A 15,856-nucleotide genomic window follows, 5' to 3' on the forward strand; every position below is an offset into this window, starting at 1 on the left:
ATCTTGCCCCTAAACTCCCGCCGGAGGCAGGCCGTGACGGCTGTCAGGCGCGCTTGCTGAGGAGGTCGATACCCAGCGTCACCAGAACCTTTTCCTCGATCCGCGCGGCGTCGAGCCCGGCGCTGGCATACATGTCGGCGGGGCTCGCGTGGTCGATGAAGGTGTCGGGCAGCACCATGGAGCGGAATTTCAGCCCGTGGTCGAAGACGCCTTCCTCGGCCAGAAGCTGCGCCACATGGCTGCCGAAGCCGCCGATGGCGCCTTCCTCGATGGTCAGCAGCGCCTCGTGATCGCGGGCGAGGCGCAGGATCAGGTCGCGGTCGAGCGGCTTGGCGAAGCGGGCATCAGCGACCGTTGGCGACAGGCCGCGCGCCTCCAGCTTTTCGCAGGCGGCCATGACCTCGGACAGCCGCGTGCCGAAGCTGAGGATGGCCACGCGCGAGCCTTCGCGGATCATGCGGCCGCGCCCGATCGGCAGCGGGATGCCGCGTTCCGGCATCTCGACCCCCACGCCCTCGCCGCGCGGATAACGGAAGGCGATGGGGCCCTCGTCATGGGCGGCGGCAGTGGCGACCATATGCACCAGTTCCGCCTCGTCGGCGGCGGCCATCACCACCATGCCCGGCAGGTTGGCGAGAAAGGCCACGTCAAAGGCCCCGGCATGGGTGGCGCCATCGGCCCCCACCAGCCCGGCGCGGTCGATGGCGAAGCGCACCGGCAGGCGCTGGATCGCCACGTCATGCACGATCTGGTCATAGCCGCGCTGCAGGAAGGTGGAATACATCGCGCAGAACGGTTTCATGCCCCCCGCCGCCAGCCCGGCGGAGAAGGTCACGCCATGCTGTTCGGCGATGCCCACATCGAAGACGCGGGACGGAAAGCGTTCGGCCATCAGGTCAAGCCCGGTGCCATCGGGCATGGCGGCGGTCACCGCGCAGATGCGCGGATCCTCGGCGGCAAGCTGGGTCAGGGTCCGGGCAAAGACCTTGGTATAGGCGGGCGCGTTGGAGGGTGCCTTTTTCTGCTCTCCCGTCGCCACGTCGAACTTGCCCCGGGCATGGCCCCGGTCGGCGGCATGTTCGGCGGGGGCATAGCCCTTGCCCTTGCGGGTCAGCACATGGATCAGGATTGGCCCCGTCGCCCGCGCCTTGACCATGCGCAGGACCGGCAGCAGCTGGTGCAGGTCATGACCATCAAGCGGGCCGAGATAGCTGAAGCCCAGTTCCTCGAAGAGCGTGCCGCCCACGGTCAGGCCCTTGAGGATGTCGCGGGCGCGCTTGGCGCCTTCGCGGAAGGGCGGCGGCAGCAGGTTCACCGCGCCCTTGGCGGCGGCTTTCAGGTCGTGAAAGGGCTGTTCGGCGTAAAGCCGGCTGAGATAGGCGGACATGGCCCCGGTGGGCGGCGCGATCGACATCTCGTTGTCGTTCAGCACCACGATCAGCCGCTTGCCCAGATGGCCCGCATTGTTCATCGCCTCATAGGCCATGCCCGCCGACATCGACCCGTCGCCGATCACCGCGATGGCATCGCCCAGCCCGGTATCGCAGACCCCGCCCAGTTCCCGCGCCATGGCAAAACCAAGTGCGGCGCTGATCGAGGTGGAGCTATGCCCCGCGCCAAAGCAGTCATAGGGGGATTCCGACCGTTTGGCGAAGCCCGACAGCCCGTCCTTCATGCGCAGGGTGCGGATGCGGTCGCGGCGGCCAGTCAGGATCTTGTGCGGATAGCACTGGTGCGACACGTCCCAGACCAGCTTGTCGCGCGGCGTGTCGAAGACCGCGTGCAGCGCCACGGTCAGTTCCACCACGCCCAGACCCGCGCCCAGATGGCCGCCGGTTTCCGACACGGCGGAAATCGTCTCGGCCCGCAGTTCATGGGACAGCCGGACCAGTTCATCATCCGAAAGCCGCTTGAGATCGGCGGGCGCGGTGACGCGGTCCAGAAGGGGCGTTTGGGGGCGGGAGGACATGAGAGGCTCCTGACGTCAGGTCTTGCGCGAGATAACGAACCGCGCCGCATCCCGCAAGTTCCGGGCGGCATCGCCATAGGGGGCAAGCGCCGTGCAGGCCTCGTCCACCAGCGCGCGGGCGCGGGCGCGGGCCGGCTCCAGCCCCAGCAGCGACACGAAGGTGGCCTTGCCGCGTCCGGCATCCTTGCCGGTGGCCTTGCCCAGCGTCGCGGCGTCGCCTTCGACATCAAGGATGTCATCGGCGATCTGGAAGGCAAGGCCCAGACAGTCGCCATAGCGGCAGAGCGGCGCGGGATCCGCCCCCGCCATCCGCGCGCCAGCGGCGGCGGACCATGTGATCAGCGCGCCGGTCTTCAGCGCCTGCAGCGCCTCGATCTGCGGCAGGGTCAGCGGGTCGGCGGCGGTTTCGGCGGCGATGTCCAGCAGCTGCCCGCCCACCATGCCGCGCACCCCCGAGGCCGCCGCCAGCGTGGCGATCAGGTGCAGCCGGGCTTCCGGCGGGCAGGTCGCGCGGGTCAGCAGCTCGAAGGCGAGGCCCTGCAGCGCGTCCCCGGCCAGCACTGCCGTCGCCTCCGACCAGCGGCGGTGCACGGTGGGCTTGCCGCGGCGCAGGTCGTCATCATCCATGCAGGGCAGATCGTCATGCACCAGCGAATAGCCGTGCAGCGCCTCGATGGCGGCGGCGGCGGGGGCGGCGGCCTCGGGGCTCAGCCCGTGCAGCCGCGCGCCTTCCAGCACCAGAAAGGCGCGCAGGCCCTTGCCGCCCTCGACCGCATAGACCATCGCCTCGGCCACGTCGCCGCCCTGCCCGGCCAGTGCCGCGCGGATCTGGTCAAAGGCCAGATCCCGCGCCCGGCCCATGGCCTGCGCCAGATCCGGGGCCAGATCGCGCACCGGTGCCGACATCAGAGCCCCTCGACCGGAGTCACCCCCGACGGTTCGCCCTTGGCGTCCAGCGTGATGGCGGCGACCTTTTCCTCGGCCTCCTTCAGCTTGTCCTCGCAGCGTTTGCGCAGATCGCTGCCGCGCTGATAAAGGCGGATGGATTCGTCCAGCGGCACCTCGCCGCGTTCCAGCTGGGTCACCACCTGTTCCAGTTCGGCCATCGCCTGTTCAAAGCTCATGTCCGCGACGGGGGTATCAGTCATCTGCCTGCCTCGATCAGTTCCATCACATGCACCCGGGCGCTGTCCGCCAGAGCCGCCAGATCATAGCCGCCTTCCAGCACGGAGACCACCCGCCCCCGCGCCGTGCGTGCCGCAATCTCGCAGAGCCGCTGGGTGAGCCAGCCAAAATCCTCGGTCTGCCAGTTCAGCTCTGCCAAGGGATCGTCGGCATGGGCGTCAAACCCCGCCGACAGGATCAGCAGGCGCGGCGCAAACGCCTCCAGCCGGGGGAAGACCTGCGCCTCATAGGCGGCGCGCACCTCGGCGCCGGTGCTGCCGGGGGGCAGCGGGACATTCAGGATCGTGTCCTGCGCGCCGCGTTCGGAAGGATCGCCGCTGCCGGGCCAGAGCGGCATCTGCTGAGAGGTGATGACCAGCGCGCGCGGTTCGTCCCAGAGCAGCGCCTGCGTGCCATTGCCATGGTGCACGTCAAAATCGACGATGGCGACCCGGTCTAGCCCGTGATGGTCCAGCGCATGTTTGGCGGCGAGCGCGGCATTGCCGAAGATGCAGAAGCCCATGGGGGTTTCCGCCTCGGCATGGTGGCCGGGCGGGCGGGTGGCGCAGAAGGCATTGGCGAATTCCCCCGCGATCACGCCATCAACGGCGCGGAGCGCGGCGCCCACCCCGCGCCGGGCGGCGCGGACCGACCCCGGCGACAGCCATGTGTCGGCATCAAGCTGCGCATGGCCGCGCGCCGGTTCGGCGCGCGCCAGCCGGTCCAGATAGCGCTGGGGATGCAGCCGCAGCAGGTCGGCATCGCCCGCCTCGGGGGCGGCCAGCCGCAGCAGGTCCAGCGTCGCCAGCGCCTCCTGCACATGCCGCAGCCGCGCCACCTGTTCGGGATGGCCGGGGGGCGTCACATGCGCGAGGCAGTCGGCATGGGTGATCAGCGCGGTGGTCATGTGTGGCCCTCCTCCGGTTGCGCCAGCGCAGGCAGATGACCCCGGCGCGCGGGATCCGGCAAGCCCTTAGCCACAGATATGGCGCGGGACGGGCTGCAGAAAACCGCGCCGCCGCGGAAAATTGCACGAGGTGGCGGTCAGTCCGGGGCCAGCATGTAGCCCGCGCCGCGCACCGTCTGCAGATAGCGCGGCTGTTTCGGATCCGCCTCGATCTTGCGGCGCAGGCGGGTGATCTGCACGTCCACCGCGCGTTCCTGTGCCTGTCCGCGGTCGCGGCCCAGCTCCTCCACCAGCTTGGTGCGCGACAGCGCCTCGCCGGGGCGGGCAGAGAAAATCCGCATCAGCTGGCTTTCGGTGGCGGTCAGCCGCACCAGATCGCCGCCTTTCCACATCTCGCCGCGTTCGATGTCATAGCGGATCGGCCCCAGCGTCAGCAGCTTGGGCTGCGTCGCGTCGGAGGGCGCCTCGGGCATCCGGCGCAGGATCGCATTGATGCGCAGCAGCAGTTCCTTCGGCTCGAAGGGTTTGGACAGGTAGTCATCCGCCCCCGCCTCCAGCCCCTTGATGCGGTCCTCGGTCTCGCCGCGTGCGGTCAGCAGCAGCACCGGCATCCGGCCCGACTGACGGATGAAGCGGGTCAGGCTGATGCCATCCTCGCCGGGCATCATCACGTCCAGCACCACCATGTCGAAATCAAGCCCGGCCATCAGCCGCCTTGCATGGGCGGCCTCGCGGGCGGCGGTGACCATGAAGCCGTGGCGGATCAGGAACTTCTGCAGCAGACCCCGGATCCGTTCATCATCATCGACAATCAGCAGGTGGATGTCCGGATCGCTCATGTCCGGTTCTCCCGCAGCCGCAGATACTGCCGGTGCATGTCCGGATCCATCATCGCCTCCAGCACGCGGCGGAAGCCTGCCACCGCCTCCGGCCCGGCCTGGCGGAAGGCGGCGCGCATGCGGGCGCGCTGCGCATCCGACAGCTGCCGTTCCAGCTGGTCGCCCGCGGGGGTCAGGAACAGATGCCGCTCGCGCTTGTCGGCGCGGCCCACCCGGCTTTCCACCAGACCGTCCTCGACCAGCGTGCGCAGCACCCGGTTCAGCGACTGCTTGGTGACGCCAAGGATGTTGAGCAGGTTGTTCACCGTGGTGCCGGGGGCGCAGTGGATGAAATGGAGCGCGCGGTGATGGGCGCGGCCATAGCTCAGCCCCTGCAGGATGCGGTCGGGATCGGCGGTAAAGCCGCGATAGGCAAAAAACATCGCCTCGATCCCCTGCCGAAGCTGTTCGTCGGTCAGGTAAAGCAGCGCCTCGCCACCCTGTGCCTGCACGCCCGCTTCCGCCATCGTCGCCTCCTTCTGCCTGTCCAGCCCGTTTTAAGTCAGCCTTGTTGACATTCCAACAGCAAACTGCTAGCGAGTCTCAGTTTTTGCGCAATATTATGTCCTGAACGGACCTAACTGCCGCAACTTTTGAAAAGAACCCGAGGAAGGAGAGGGCTCATGGAAGGCGCATACGACAATCGCGACGGCAAGATCTGGATGGATGGCCAGATGGTGGAATGGCGCGACGCGCAGGTGCATGTGCTGACCCATGCGCTGCACTATGCCAGCTCTGTCTTCGAGGGGGAACGGGCCTATAACGGCAAGATCTTCCTCAGCCACGAGCATTCGAAGCGGCTGCATTTCTCGGCCGGCCAGCTGGATTTCGAAATCCCGTGGACGGCGGAAGAAATCGACGCCGCCAAGGATGCCGTGCTGAAGGCCAATGGCTTTACCAACGCCTATGTGCGCGCGGTGGCGTGGCGCGGCGCGGGTCCGGACATGGGCGTCGCCTCCAAGCGCAACCCGGTGCGGCTGTCGATCGCGGCATGGGAATGGGGCAACTATTATGGCGATGCCAAGATGAAGGGCGCCAAGCTCGACATCGCCAAGTGGAAACGTCCCTCCCCCGAAACCGAACCCAGCTTTGCCAAGGCCGCCGGTCTTTACATGATCTGCACCATGGCCAAGCACGCCGCCGAGGCAAAGGGCTGTTCCGACGCGATGATGTTCGACTATCGCGGCTATGTGGCCGAGGCCACCGGCGCCAACATCTTCTTCGTGAAGGATGGCGAGGTGCACACCCCCCTGCCCGACTGCTTCCTGAACGGGCTGACCCGGCAGACCGTCATCAAGCTGCTGAAGGAAAAGGGCGTCACGGTGCATGAGCGCCATATCGAACCCGGCGAGCTGGAAGGCTTTGAACAGTGCTGGCTGACCGGCACCGCGGCAGAGATCACGCCCGTGGGCCAGATCGGCGACTACACTTTCGAAGTTGGCGCGCTGACCCGCGACATTTCGGAAACCTACGAAAAGCTGGTCCGGGCCTGACGCCCTGACCCACTGAGACCCACTGAACAGGCCGGGGCGAGTCAGGTTTCGCCCCGGCCGCAGCGCCGGTCAGGTCATCGCGCGCAGCATTCCGGTATTGGACTGGATCACGGTGTTCAGTTCCACGATCTTGGCCAGCCGCGCCTCGATCTCGTCCTGCCCCGCATCCAGCTGATCGACGATCCCAGACAGCGAATCCCCGGTGCCGGTCAGTGCCGCACTTTCGATCTTGCACATCATGCGGGTGGAGCTGAGGCCGGTGACATAGCGTTTCATGTCCAGCACTGACCGGCCAAGCCGCATCGCCTCCATCTCCACGACCTTGAGCGCCTCCTGCGCAGAGCGCTGGAACATCCGTTCTTCGCCATCCAGCCGGGTCTTGTCATCGGCAAGATCGCTTGTGTTCTCGCCATGACGGGTGTCGTCGTTGAACATCTCGGACATTTCGCCCTGCATGGCCGCCGCGCAGACCAGAAACTGCCCGCGCTGGATGGTTTCGCGCATCCGCACATAGGTGCTGTCATCGCCATCGACAAAGCCGCGCACCCATGACGCCATTTCATCCAGCATGGAGCCATAGTTCACGGAAATGGCGCTGATCGGACCCCCGGCGTTTTCCAGCCGCGAGGCGAGGATCCGCATGTTCATCGGCACGGTGCGGATCGCCTTGATGATCTCTGTCATCTGGTCGGTCTGCGCCTTGATGTCCGCGATGGTGCGCGACATCACCAGAAACCGCTGCTGGCGCTGGTCCAGCTCGACGCCGATGCGCCGCGCCCGCTCCTCCATCTCTGTAGCGATGGCGGCGGCCATGAAGCCTTCGTAGCTGGCAAAACCGTGCTGGGCCAGCCGGTCCAGCAGCATCTGGGCGCTGCGTCCCGCCTGCAGCCCCTGTTCCTTTTCCGCCTGCAGCATGTCGGCATAGATGCCACGCACCTGCGCGAACAGATCCGACGACGGTTTCATCCGGACGGAGATATATCCGCCCTCAATCGGCCAGGCCACGGCAAAGACCCAGTAGAACCGCCCGTCCTTGGTGCGGTTCTTGACATAGGCGGCGACGTTCTTGCCGTCCTTCAGCCGTTCCCAGTACAGGTGGAACACGCCCTTGGGCATGTCGGGATGGCGCACGACCTTATGCGGGGCGCCCTTCAGCTCGTCCCAGGTGAAGCCGGAAACCCGCTGGAAGACGCTGTTGCCTTCCTGAATCACCCCGCGTTCGTCGGTGCGGGTGAAAAACAGTTCTTTCGCTTCGAAAGGCACCTCGCCCAGCGTGCTGTTCCGGGTCTGTGCCATGAGTTGCGCATCATGCTGCGTCATCGGTGCCTCGACTGCCATATCCCGCGTTCGAGGCACCATGCGCCGAGACCCGTTAGAGAATCGTTTAGACGCGCCGCTTTATGTCAGCCCGGAGACAGGCCGCGCAGCCGTTCGGAGCGGCGGCGCAGCATTTCCACCGTGGCCAGCAGGCAGATGGAAATGGCCACAAGGATGGTCGCGGCGGCAAGGATGGTGGGCGACAGCTGTTCGCGCAGGCCGGTGAACATCTGCCATGGCAGCGTCTGCAGTTCGGCGGATCCGATGAACAGCACCACCACCACTTCGTCGAAAGAGGTGATGAAGGCAAAAAGCCCGCCAGAGATCACGCCGGGCAGGATCAGCGGCATCTGCACCCGGAAAAACGTGGTGACGGGATTGGCCCCCATATTCGCCGCAGCCCGGGTCAGCGAGCGGTCAAAGCCCACCAGCGTGGCGGTCACCGTGATGATGACAAAGGGAATTCCCAGCACCGCATGGGCCAGCACCACGCCCCAGAGCGTGCCGACGATGTTGATCTTGGAATAGAAGAAATACATCCCCGTGGCCGAGATGATCAGCGGCACGATCATCGGCGAGATCAGGATCGCCATGATCGCCCGCCGCCCCGGCACATGCGACTGCGACAGGCCGATCGCGGCCAGCGTGCCCAGCGTCACCGAAATGATCGTGGCCAGCGGCGCGATGATCAGCGAATTGCGCACCGCCCGCGTCCATTCCGGGTTGGTCAGGAAATCGACGTAATGCTGCAGGGAATAGCCCGCAGGATCAAAATCCAGCATTTCCGGCGTGAAGGTAAAGAAGTTCTGCGCGTTGAAGGACAGCGGGATGATGACAAGGATCGGCGTGATCAGGAACACGAAGATCGCGCCACAGATCACCCGGAAGGTGTAGTGCCACAGCACCTGCCCCGCCGTGAGGTAAGGCACCAGCGGCATGCGGTAGCGGCGCCAGCCAATCCAGTAGACGAACCAGCCGAAGAACCAGCCGAAAAGCGCGCCAAGAATGGCGCCGGACACGCCGCTCATTGCATAGCCCGCCAGCAGCAGCAGCGCCACAAGCCCCCAGCGCAGCGGACGTTCCAGCGCGGCGGGCAGGGTCATGGCGGCAAAGCCCAAGGCCGCCAGCAGCAGCGCGCCGCCGAGGATGCCCAAGGGCACCGACCCGTTGGCCGCCCCCACGAACATCCCCGCAAGCGCGCCCGCGGCGGCCAGAGTGGGCAGGGTGAAAGACAGCGGCTGCTTGGCCGAGGGGGTGAGGATCACGGTGCTCATGTCTTTATCCCAGCTTCACGTTGTCGATGCCCACGATGCGGTCATAGGCCCAGTAGAGCACCAGCACGACCGCCAGCAGGATCGCCCCCAGCGCCGCCGCCAGCCCCCAGTTGAGCGAGGTGGAGATGTGATAGGCGATGCGGTTGGAAATGAAGGTGCCGGTGGTGCCGCCCACGATTTCCGGCGTGATGTAATAGCCGATGGACAGGATGAACACGAGGATGGACCCCGCGCCGATCCCCGGCACCGACTGCGGGAAATAGACCCGCCAGAAGGTGGTCCAGTTGGTGGCCCCCAGCGATTTCGCCGCCCGCACATAAGAGGGCGGGATGGTCGACATCACCGAATACATCGGCAGGATCATGAAGGGCAGCAGGATATGGGTCATGGCGATGATGGTGCCAAGCTGGTTGTTGATCATCGCGAGCCGCGCATCGTCCCCCACCAGCCCGAGCCAGACCAGCGTGTCATTGATGACGCCCTGCTGCTGCAGCATGATCTTCCACGCCGAGGTGCGCACCAGCAGCGAGGTCCAGAACGGCAGAAGCACGAGGATCATCAGCAGGTTGGCGCTGCGCGACGGCAGGTTGGACAGAAGATAGGCCACCGGATAGGCCAAGAGCACGCAGCTGAACGTGATGGCCAGCGACATGAACAGCGTGCGTCCGAACAGCAGCATGTAGATGCGTTCGTTTTCGGGCCGCTTCTCCATCCCCTCCGGCGTCAGCTGCATGTCCATCGCGTTCAGGAAATAGCCCGGCGTGTAATCGGGGGAGTATAGCTTCAGCGTCTGCCAGATCTGCGGCTGCACCCAGGCCTCGTCAATCTCGGCGAACCCGTCCCGGAAAGGCAGGCGGCTGAAGTCGGGGCTGTCCACCAGCGCATCGGCGGCGGCCAGCATCTCGGCCCGCGGGCCGTCATAGCCGGACAGATCCGCTGCGGCCAGATCCTGATAAAGTGCGGTATGCACGGCCGACCACGGCTCTTCTTCCAGCGGGCTGTCGCCCTCCTCGGTCTGGGTGAAGCGCGCAAAGGCCGCATAATGTTCGGCGCTGCGCGGCAGCAGGGTCTCTGCCCCCTCGCGCAGCTGGAATCTGGGCATGCGCCCTTCGCCGTCCCACGCGGCCTGTTCCGAAAGCCAGTCGGGATCGCCAAAGATCTCGGCCCAGGGTTCGGGCTCGTCCCAGTCGCCGTTCAGATCGGTGAACTGGTCCTGATAAAGCTCGCCCATATCCTCCAGCCCGCGGCCCGACTTGCGGAAGAGCGAGGAGGCGCCGGTCTGTTCGTAATTCAGCCGCGAGCCCAGCCGGGTATGTTCCTTGCGCTCTGCGGCCAGAAACAGGTCGTAATAGGCGGCTTCGAACACCGGCTCGTCGGGAACCCCCTGCCCGTCCCAGTCCGCCAGCAGGCGCGCGGTGCGCGGCATGGTGTTGGACACGATCTGGTTTTCCACCGACCGGAACAGCATGTCGGCGATGGGAGCGATGAAGGTGATCAGCACGAACAGCAGCAGCGGCGCGATCAGGGCCAGCGCGCGCATCTTCTGCATCCGCAGCGCGCGGGACAGGCTCTTTTTCAGCGGCGTGCCGTCAGCGGCCAGCATGGGCCCCCGTGATGCGGGTTGCGTGGCGTCGGTCATCCGGTCTCCGTGCGTTATCGGCGGGCTGCGGGAAATGGGGGTAAAGGGGGGATGCGGCGCGAAGGGCGCCGCATCCCGGTCAGCAGAGGGTCAGATCACTGCGCGAGCCAGGACTGGAACTTCGCGTCGATGTCGTCGCGGTAGTCGGCCCAGAATTCATACTGGGTGACATAGACGTTGGTCGCGTTGGCCGGGTCGGTCGGCATGTGCGGCGCCATCTCGATGCCCAGATCCGCATGCTTGCCCACCAGCGGTGCCGAGGAGGCGCGGGCCGGACCATAGGAGATGTAGGCGGACTGATCGGCCAGACGCTGCGTGTCGGTGGCGAATTCGAGGAAGTGCATCACACGGGCCAGACGGTCCTCGGGCAGACCTTCGGGCACGACCCAGCCGTCGAAATCCAGCATCTGCGCATCCCAGAGCATGCCGATGGGCTGGCCCTGCTCGGCGATGGCCGAGAACAGGCGACCGTTATAGGTGGAGCCCATCACGACCTCGCCATCGGCCAGCAGCTGCGGGGTTTCCGCGGCGGCGGACCACCAGATGGTGTCATCCTTGATGGTGTCGAGCTTGGCCAGCGCGCGGTCCTGCCCTTCGGGCGTGGCCAGCACGTCATACAGCTCTTCCTTCGGCACGCCGTCACAGATCAGCGCCCATTCCACATTCGCCAGCGGGCGCTTGTTCAGCGCGCGCTTGCCCGGATAGGTTTCGGTGTCGAAGAGCGCGCAGATGTCGGTGGGCGGCGTGTCGCCGACCATGTCGGTGCGGTAGCCCACCGTGGTCGAGAACACGATCTGCGGGATGAAGCAGTCGGAGACGAGCGAGTCGCCGAAATCGTCGGTGGGCGCGCTGCCGTCGTCGCCTTCGGCGAGCACCTCGTCGAAATCGATCTCCATCGCCAGACCTTCGTCACACAGACGGATGCTGTCGGCGGCTTCCACGTCCACCAGATCCCATGTGATGTTGCCGGCTTCGGTCATGGCGCGCAGCTTGGCCACCGCCTCGGCAGAGCTTTCGTCCCATGCGATGCTGACCTCGGGGTGCAGCGCCTGATAGGGCTCGGCATAGGCTTTGAGCTGGCTGTTCTGATAGGCCCCGCCCCACGACACGATGGTCATGGAATTGGCCATGTCCTGCGCAGCCACGGCGCCTGCCGCGACCGAAAGCGCGGTCGAGGCAAGAAGCGTCTTGGTCAGTTTCATCTGATACTCCCTTTGACACCCGTATTGTCGTGGGATCCGGGACACGGGCAAACCACCGGATCCTGTGATGCGCCGCAGGGCCGCCCTCCGCGGGGCAGCCGCGCGGGCCTCGATCTCAGAGCGCGTCCAGCGCGCGGCAGTCCTCGGGCAGCCAGCCGATCTCGATCTCCTGACCGGGCTTCAGCCGCACCTGATCGGGGGCGTTGCGGGTCTTGATGACGAAATCGGTATTGCCCGCCACGGCAAGCCGGGTGCGGAAAATGTCACCCATATAGATGAACTCCAGCACCTTGGCCTTCAGCGTATGGGCGCCGGGCCGCAGCCGCTCGCGGTTGTATTCCACCCGCTCCGGACGGATCGACACGCGGGTGCGTTCGCCCACCTTCGACACGTTCACGGGCTTGGCGTCGATGACCTCGCCATCGTCCAGCCGCACCGTGCAGATGTCGCCGCGCATCTCCTGCACCACGCCTTCCAGCGTGTTGTTCTCGCCGATGAACTGCGCCACGAAGCTGTTCTGCGGCTCTTCATAAAGCTCGGCAGGCGGGGCAAGCTGCTGGATGCGCCCGTCATTGAACACCGCCACCCGGTCCGACATGGTCAGCGCCTCGGTCTGGTCATGGGTGACATAGACCGTGGTGATGCCCAGCGAATGCGCCAGCGAGGTGATCTCGAACTGCATCTTCTCGCGCAGCTGCTTGTCAAGCGCGCCAAGCGGCTCGTCCATCAGCACCAGTTCCGGTTCGAAGACCAGCGCGCGGGCCAGCGCGATGCGCTGCTGCTGCCCGCCCGAAAGCTGCGCCGGACGGCGCCCGCCAAAGGCCCCCATCTCCACCATGTCGAGCGCGCGCTTGACCTTGGCCTCGCGGTCGGACTTGCCGATCTTGCGCACCTCCAGCGGGAAGGCGAGGTTTTCGGCCACGGTCATATGCGGAAACAGCGCATAGTTCTGGAACACCATACCGATGCCGCGCTTGTGCGGCGGGATGTTGTTGATGGGCTTGCCCGCCAGCTTGATCTCGCCATGGGTGGCGGTCTCGAACCCGGCCAGCATCATCAGGCAGGTGGTCTTTCCCGATCCCGACGGCCCCAGCATCGTCAGGAACTCGCCCTTGGGCAGGGTCAGGTTCAGATCCTTGACGACGAGCGACACGCCGTCATAGCTCTTTTGCACACGTTCGAAGGCGACGAATGCGTCGCTTGATCCGGTATCAGGCAAATCCGGCTCCCCGTTGATGTCCGCGGATTTTTTCCGCTGTCTTGTAGCCTGATAAAACCGCGTCGGAACCAATCTTGCAACCGTGTTGAGACAAAGCGCCGGGGATTCGGGCACTTGCGGGACAAGGCGACACATTTGCGGCACTTCGCAGTGAAAATGCGTCATCAGACAGACCCAAACGGGAAAACCGCCCGCACCCGTCCCGCGCTGCCCTAAGGTCACCCAGCAGGCTGCGGAGGGGATTTCTGCCCAGAATCGCCCCTGACCCCGCCATGACAGCCCCGGCGGCGCCCAATTCGGCGGCAGCGGGCGCTGAAAAGGTCAGAAAACGCGCAAGGATGCCGCGAAATGTCGTTTTCGGCGGGCCAAGCCCCCCTGTCATGGCGTGAACTGACCTCATCGGCAGCAAGGAGAGGCGCATGGACCACAAATTCCCCAAAGATCTTCCGTTCAGCGCGGCGGAATATGCCCGCCGCCTGTCGCTGACCCGCAAGGCCATGGATGTGGCCGGGCTCGACGCGCTCTGGGTCACCGATCCGTCGAACATGGCGTGGCTCACCGGCTATGACGGCTGGTCCTTCTACGTGCATCAGGGCGTGCTGGTGCTGCCCGATCAGGATCCGATCTGGTGGGGCCGCAATCAGGACACCAATGGCGCGCTGCGCACCGTCTGGATGTCCGACGATCATGTCTGGGGCTATGCCGACAATTACGTGCAGTCGCCCGACCGCCACCCGATGCGCGATCTCGCCGTGCGCATGGCGGGGCTTGGCCTCGAAGAGGCGCGCATCGGCGTCGAGACCGACAATTACTATTTCTCCGCCAAGGCGCTGATGGTGCTGACCGAAACGCTGGCCCGCGCGCAGTTCCCCGATGCCACGGCGCTGGTCAACTGGCAGCGCGGCATCAAATCCGCCGAAGAGATCACCTTCATGCGCCGCGCCGCGCGCATCTCGGAAAAGATCATCGACGGGCTGGTGGAGCGTGTCGAACCCGGCATTCCGAAAAACGAGGTGGTGGCAGAGATCCTGCGCGACGCGGTGATGGGGGCCGATGGCCACTGGGGCGATTACGCCGCCATCGTGCCGCTTTTGCCCTCGGGCACCGATGCCGCCGCCCCGCATCTGACATGGGACGGGCGCCCCTTCGAAAAGGGACAGGCCACCTTCTTTGAAATCGCGGGCTGCTACCGGCGCTATCATACGCCGTTCTGCCGCTCGATCTATCTCGGCACCCCGCCCGACTTCATCCGCATCGCCGAGGCCGCGCTGATCGAGGGGCTGGAGGCCGGGCTCGAAGCCGCCCGCGCCGGCAACCGCGCCTCCGACATCGCCCATGCGCTGGCAGCGCCGCTGGACCGGGCGGGCATCGAACGCGGCGCGCGCTGCGGCTATCCGATCGGGCTCAGCTATCCGCCCGACTGGGGCGAACGCACCATCAGCCTGCGCACCGAAGATGAAACCGTGCTGCAGCCCGGCATGACCTTCCACTTCATGCCCGGGCTCTGGATGGCGGATTGGGGGCTGGAAATCACCGAGAGCATCCTCATCACCGAAGACGGCGCGGCGGAATGTTTCTGCGACCGCCCCCGCCAGCTTTACGTGAAGCCATGAGCCTGCTGCCCCGTACCGAAGCGCTGCTGGCGCGCCTCATCGCCTGCCCCACCGTCTCCAGCGACAGCAACATGGAGATGATGGCGCTGATGGCCGACCATCTGGAGCATTTCGGCGCCCGGGTGGAGCTGTTCTCCGACAGCACCGGGCGCAAGGCCAATCTTTTTGCGACGCTTGGTCCCGACATCCCCGGCGGCGTGGTGCTGTCGGGGCATTCGGATGTGGTGCCGGTCACCGACCAGATCTGGTCCAGCGATCCCTTCACCCTCACCGAACGCGACGACCACCTCTATGGCCGGGGCAGCTGCGACATGAAGGGCTTCATCGCGGCGGCGCTGGCCTTGGCCGAACCCGTCTCGCAGACGCCGCTGCGCCGCCCGCTGCACCTGTGCTTCACCCATGACGAGGAGGTGGGCTGCCTCGGCGCCCGCGCGCTGGTGCCGGAACTGCAGCGCCGCGGCTATGCCCCGCGCATGGCGCTGGTGGGGGAACCCACCGGCATGCGGCTGATCGAAGGCCACAAGGGCTGCTGCGAATACACCACCCGCTTCACCGGGCTCGAAGGCCACGGCTCCGACCCCGATGCCGGGGTCAATGCGGTGCTTTACGCGCTGCGCTACACCCAGCGGCTGATGGATCTGGCGGAGGCGCTGAAAACCCGCGCCCCCGCCGAAAGCCGCTTCACCCCGCCCTGGACGACGGTGAATGTGGGTCGCCTCGCGGGCGGGGTCGCGCATAACGTCATCCCGGGCCGGGCCGAGCTTGACTGGGAAATGCGCCCCGTCCAGCCCGGCGATGCGGAGTACATGCGCGAGGCGCTGGCGCATTACGTCACCCATGACCTGCTGCCCGCCATGCGCGCCGTACATCCCGGCGCCGACATCACCACCGAGGTGATCGGCGAGGTGGCGGGGCTGATGCCCATGCCCGACAACGAGGCCCGCGACCTGATCTCGCGCCTGACCGGCAGCAACACCGCCGATGTGGTGCCCTTCGGCACCGAGGCGGGCCTGTTTCAGGACATGGGCATGTCGGTGGTGGTCTGCGGCCCCGGCGAGATCGCGCAGGCGCACAAGCCCGACGAATTCGTCACCCGCAGCCAGCTCGCGCAGTGCCTCGGCCTGCTCGAAGGCGTGGCCCGCAGCCTCGCCGCCTGAACCAGCCGGGCCCCCGCGCCCCCT

General features: G+C 66.1%; 14 protein-coding genes. 3 read left to right on the plus strand and 11 right to left on the minus strand.

What is annotated here, in order from left to right:
* Positions 1–43: 43 nt before the first annotated feature.
* The 6 genes from dxs to VK682_RS07615 all read right to left on the minus strand — a co-directional run bounded on the left by dxs (position 44) and on the right by VK682_RS07615 (position 5,385).
* Positions 44–1,969, minus strand: coding sequence for a 1-deoxy-D-xylulose-5-phosphate synthase (dxs, locus tag VK682_RS07590; RefSeq protein ID WP_230797368.1), 1,926 nt, complete (start codon positions 1,967–1,969; stop codon positions 44–46).
* 15 nt (positions 1,970–1,984) lie between these two features.
* The gene (locus VK682_RS07595) at positions 1,985–2,875 is read right to left on the minus strand and encodes a polyprenyl synthetase family protein (protein ID WP_380716046.1); all 891 of its coding nucleotides are present in this window, start codon (positions 2,873–2,875) and stop codon (positions 1,985–1,987) included.
* A complete protein-coding gene (locus VK682_RS07600; protein WP_089845879.1) occupies positions 2,875–3,117 on the minus strand; it encodes an exodeoxyribonuclease VII small subunit in 243 nt (80 codons plus the stop codon). The genes VK682_RS07595 and VK682_RS07600 overlap by 1 nt, the downstream gene beginning before the upstream one ends.
* Positions 3,114–4,040, minus strand: a complete 927-nt coding sequence (locus VK682_RS07605; RefSeq protein ID WP_230797369.1) for a histone deacetylase family protein — start codon at positions 4,038–4,040, stop codon at positions 3,114–3,116. The genes VK682_RS07600 and VK682_RS07605 overlap by 4 nt, the downstream gene beginning before the upstream one ends.
* A gap of 137 nt (positions 4,041–4,177) precedes the next feature.
* Positions 4,178–4,879 (minus strand): response regulator, encoded by a 702-nt coding sequence (locus VK682_RS07610; protein WP_089845881.1) that lies wholly within the window; start codon positions 4,877–4,879, stop codon positions 4,178–4,180.
* Positions 4,876–5,385 carry a MarR family winged helix-turn-helix transcriptional regulator gene (locus VK682_RS07615; RefSeq protein ID WP_089845882.1) on the minus strand — a complete coding sequence of 170 codons (510 nt, stop codon included), beginning with the start codon at positions 5,383–5,385 and terminating at the stop codon, positions 4,876–4,878. The genes VK682_RS07610 and VK682_RS07615 overlap by 4 nt, the downstream gene beginning before the upstream one ends.
* A 156-nt stretch (positions 5,386–5,541) precedes the next feature.
* Here VK682_RS07615 and VK682_RS07620 point away from each other — a divergent pair, with 156 nt between their 5' ends.
* Entirely contained in the window at positions 5,542–6,411 is an 870-nt protein-coding gene (locus VK682_RS07620) for a branched-chain amino acid aminotransferase (RefSeq protein WP_230797370.1), read from the plus strand.
* 69 nt (positions 6,412–6,480) lie between these two features.
* Here the strand turns inward: VK682_RS07620 and VK682_RS07625 are convergent, their stop codons facing one another.
* The 5 genes from VK682_RS07625 to VK682_RS07645 all read right to left on the minus strand — a co-directional run bounded on the left by VK682_RS07625 (position 6,481) and on the right by VK682_RS07645 (position 13,062).
* Positions 6,481–7,707 (minus strand): PAS domain-containing protein, encoded by a 1,227-nt coding sequence (locus VK682_RS07625; protein ID WP_324781625.1) that lies wholly within the window; start codon positions 7,705–7,707, stop codon positions 6,481–6,483.
* 107 nt (positions 7,708–7,814) lie between these two features.
* On the minus strand, positions 7,815–9,002 hold the full coding sequence (locus VK682_RS07630; protein WP_089845885.1) for an ABC transporter permease: 1,188 nt from the start codon (positions 9,000–9,002) through the stop codon (positions 7,815–7,817).
* Between the two features lie 4 nt (positions 9,003–9,006).
* Entirely contained in the window at positions 9,007–10,641 is a 1,635-nt protein-coding gene (locus VK682_RS07635) for an ABC transporter permease (protein WP_324781626.1), read from the minus strand.
* A 95-nt stretch (positions 10,642–10,736) separates the two neighbouring features.
* Entirely contained in the window at positions 10,737–11,843 is a 1,107-nt protein-coding gene (locus VK682_RS07640) for an extracellular solute-binding protein (RefSeq protein ID WP_230797373.1), read from the minus strand.
* A gap of 115 nt (positions 11,844–11,958) precedes the next feature.
* Positions 11,959–13,062: an ABC transporter ATP-binding protein gene (locus VK682_RS07645; protein WP_089845888.1), complete on the minus strand. Its 1,104-nt coding sequence runs from the start codon at positions 13,060–13,062 to the stop codon at positions 11,959–11,961.
* Between the two features lie 419 nt (positions 13,063–13,481).
* Here VK682_RS07645 and VK682_RS07650 point away from each other — a divergent pair, with 419 nt between their 5' ends.
* Entirely contained in the window at positions 13,482–14,675 is a 1,194-nt protein-coding gene (locus VK682_RS07650) for a M24 family metallopeptidase (protein WP_230797374.1), read from the plus strand.
* Positions 14,672–15,832 (plus strand): acetylornithine deacetylase, encoded by a 1,161-nt coding sequence (argE, locus tag VK682_RS07655; RefSeq protein WP_230797375.1) that lies wholly within the window; start codon positions 14,672–14,674, stop codon positions 15,830–15,832. Before VK682_RS07650 ends, argE begins: the two co-directional genes overlap by 4 nt.
* Positions 15,833–15,856: the final 24 nt, after the last annotated feature.

It is taken from the genome of Salipiger marinus, from assembly GCF_035481585.1.
GTDB classification, from domain to species: domain Bacteria; phylum Pseudomonadota; class Alphaproteobacteria; order Rhodobacterales; family Rhodobacteraceae; genus Salipiger; species Salipiger marinus.

Coding starts and splice junctions, on each gene's coding strand:
- dxs (WP_230797368.1), bottom strand. CDS start 1,969: ATGTCCTCCCGCCCCCAAACGCCCCTTCTGGACCGCGTCACCGCGCCC.
- VK682_RS07595 (WP_380716046.1), bottom strand. CDS start 2,875: ATGTCGGCACCGGTGCGCGATCTGGCCCCGGATCTGGCGCAGGCCATG.
- VK682_RS07600 (WP_089845879.1), bottom strand. CDS start 3,117: ATGACTGATACCCCCGTCGCGGACATGAGCTTTGAACAGGCGATGGCC.
- VK682_RS07605 (WP_230797369.1), bottom strand. CDS start 4,040: ATGACCACCGCGCTGATCACCCATGCCGACTGCCTCGCGCATGTGACG.
- VK682_RS07610 (WP_089845881.1), bottom strand. CDS start 4,879: ATGAGCGATCCGGACATCCACCTGCTGATTGTCGATGATGATGAACGG.
- VK682_RS07615 (WP_089845882.1), bottom strand. CDS start 5,385: ATGGCGGAAGCGGGCGTGCAGGCACAGGGTGGCGAGGCGCTGCTTTAC.
- VK682_RS07620 (WP_230797370.1), top strand. CDS start 5,542: ATGGAAGGCGCATACGACAATCGCGACGGCAAGATCTGGATGGATGGC.
- VK682_RS07625 (WP_324781625.1), bottom strand. CDS start 7,707: ATGGCACAGACCCGGAACAGCACGCTGGGCGAGGTGCCTTTCGAAGCG.
- VK682_RS07630 (WP_089845885.1), bottom strand. CDS start 9,002: ATGAGCACCGTGATCCTCACCCCCTCGGCCAAGCAGCCGCTGTCTTTC.
- VK682_RS07635 (WP_324781626.1), bottom strand. CDS start 10,641: ATGACCGACGCCACGCAACCCGCATCACGGGGGCCCATGCTGGCCGCT.
- VK682_RS07640 (WP_230797373.1), bottom strand. CDS start 11,843: ATGAAACTGACCAAGACGCTTCTTGCCTCGACCGCGCTTTCGGTCGCG.
- VK682_RS07650 (WP_230797374.1), top strand. CDS start 13,482: ATGGACCACAAATTCCCCAAAGATCTTCCGTTCAGCGCGGCGGAATAT.
- argE (WP_230797375.1), top strand. CDS start 14,672: ATGAGCCTGCTGCCCCGTACCGAAGCGCTGCTGGCGCGCCTCATCGCC.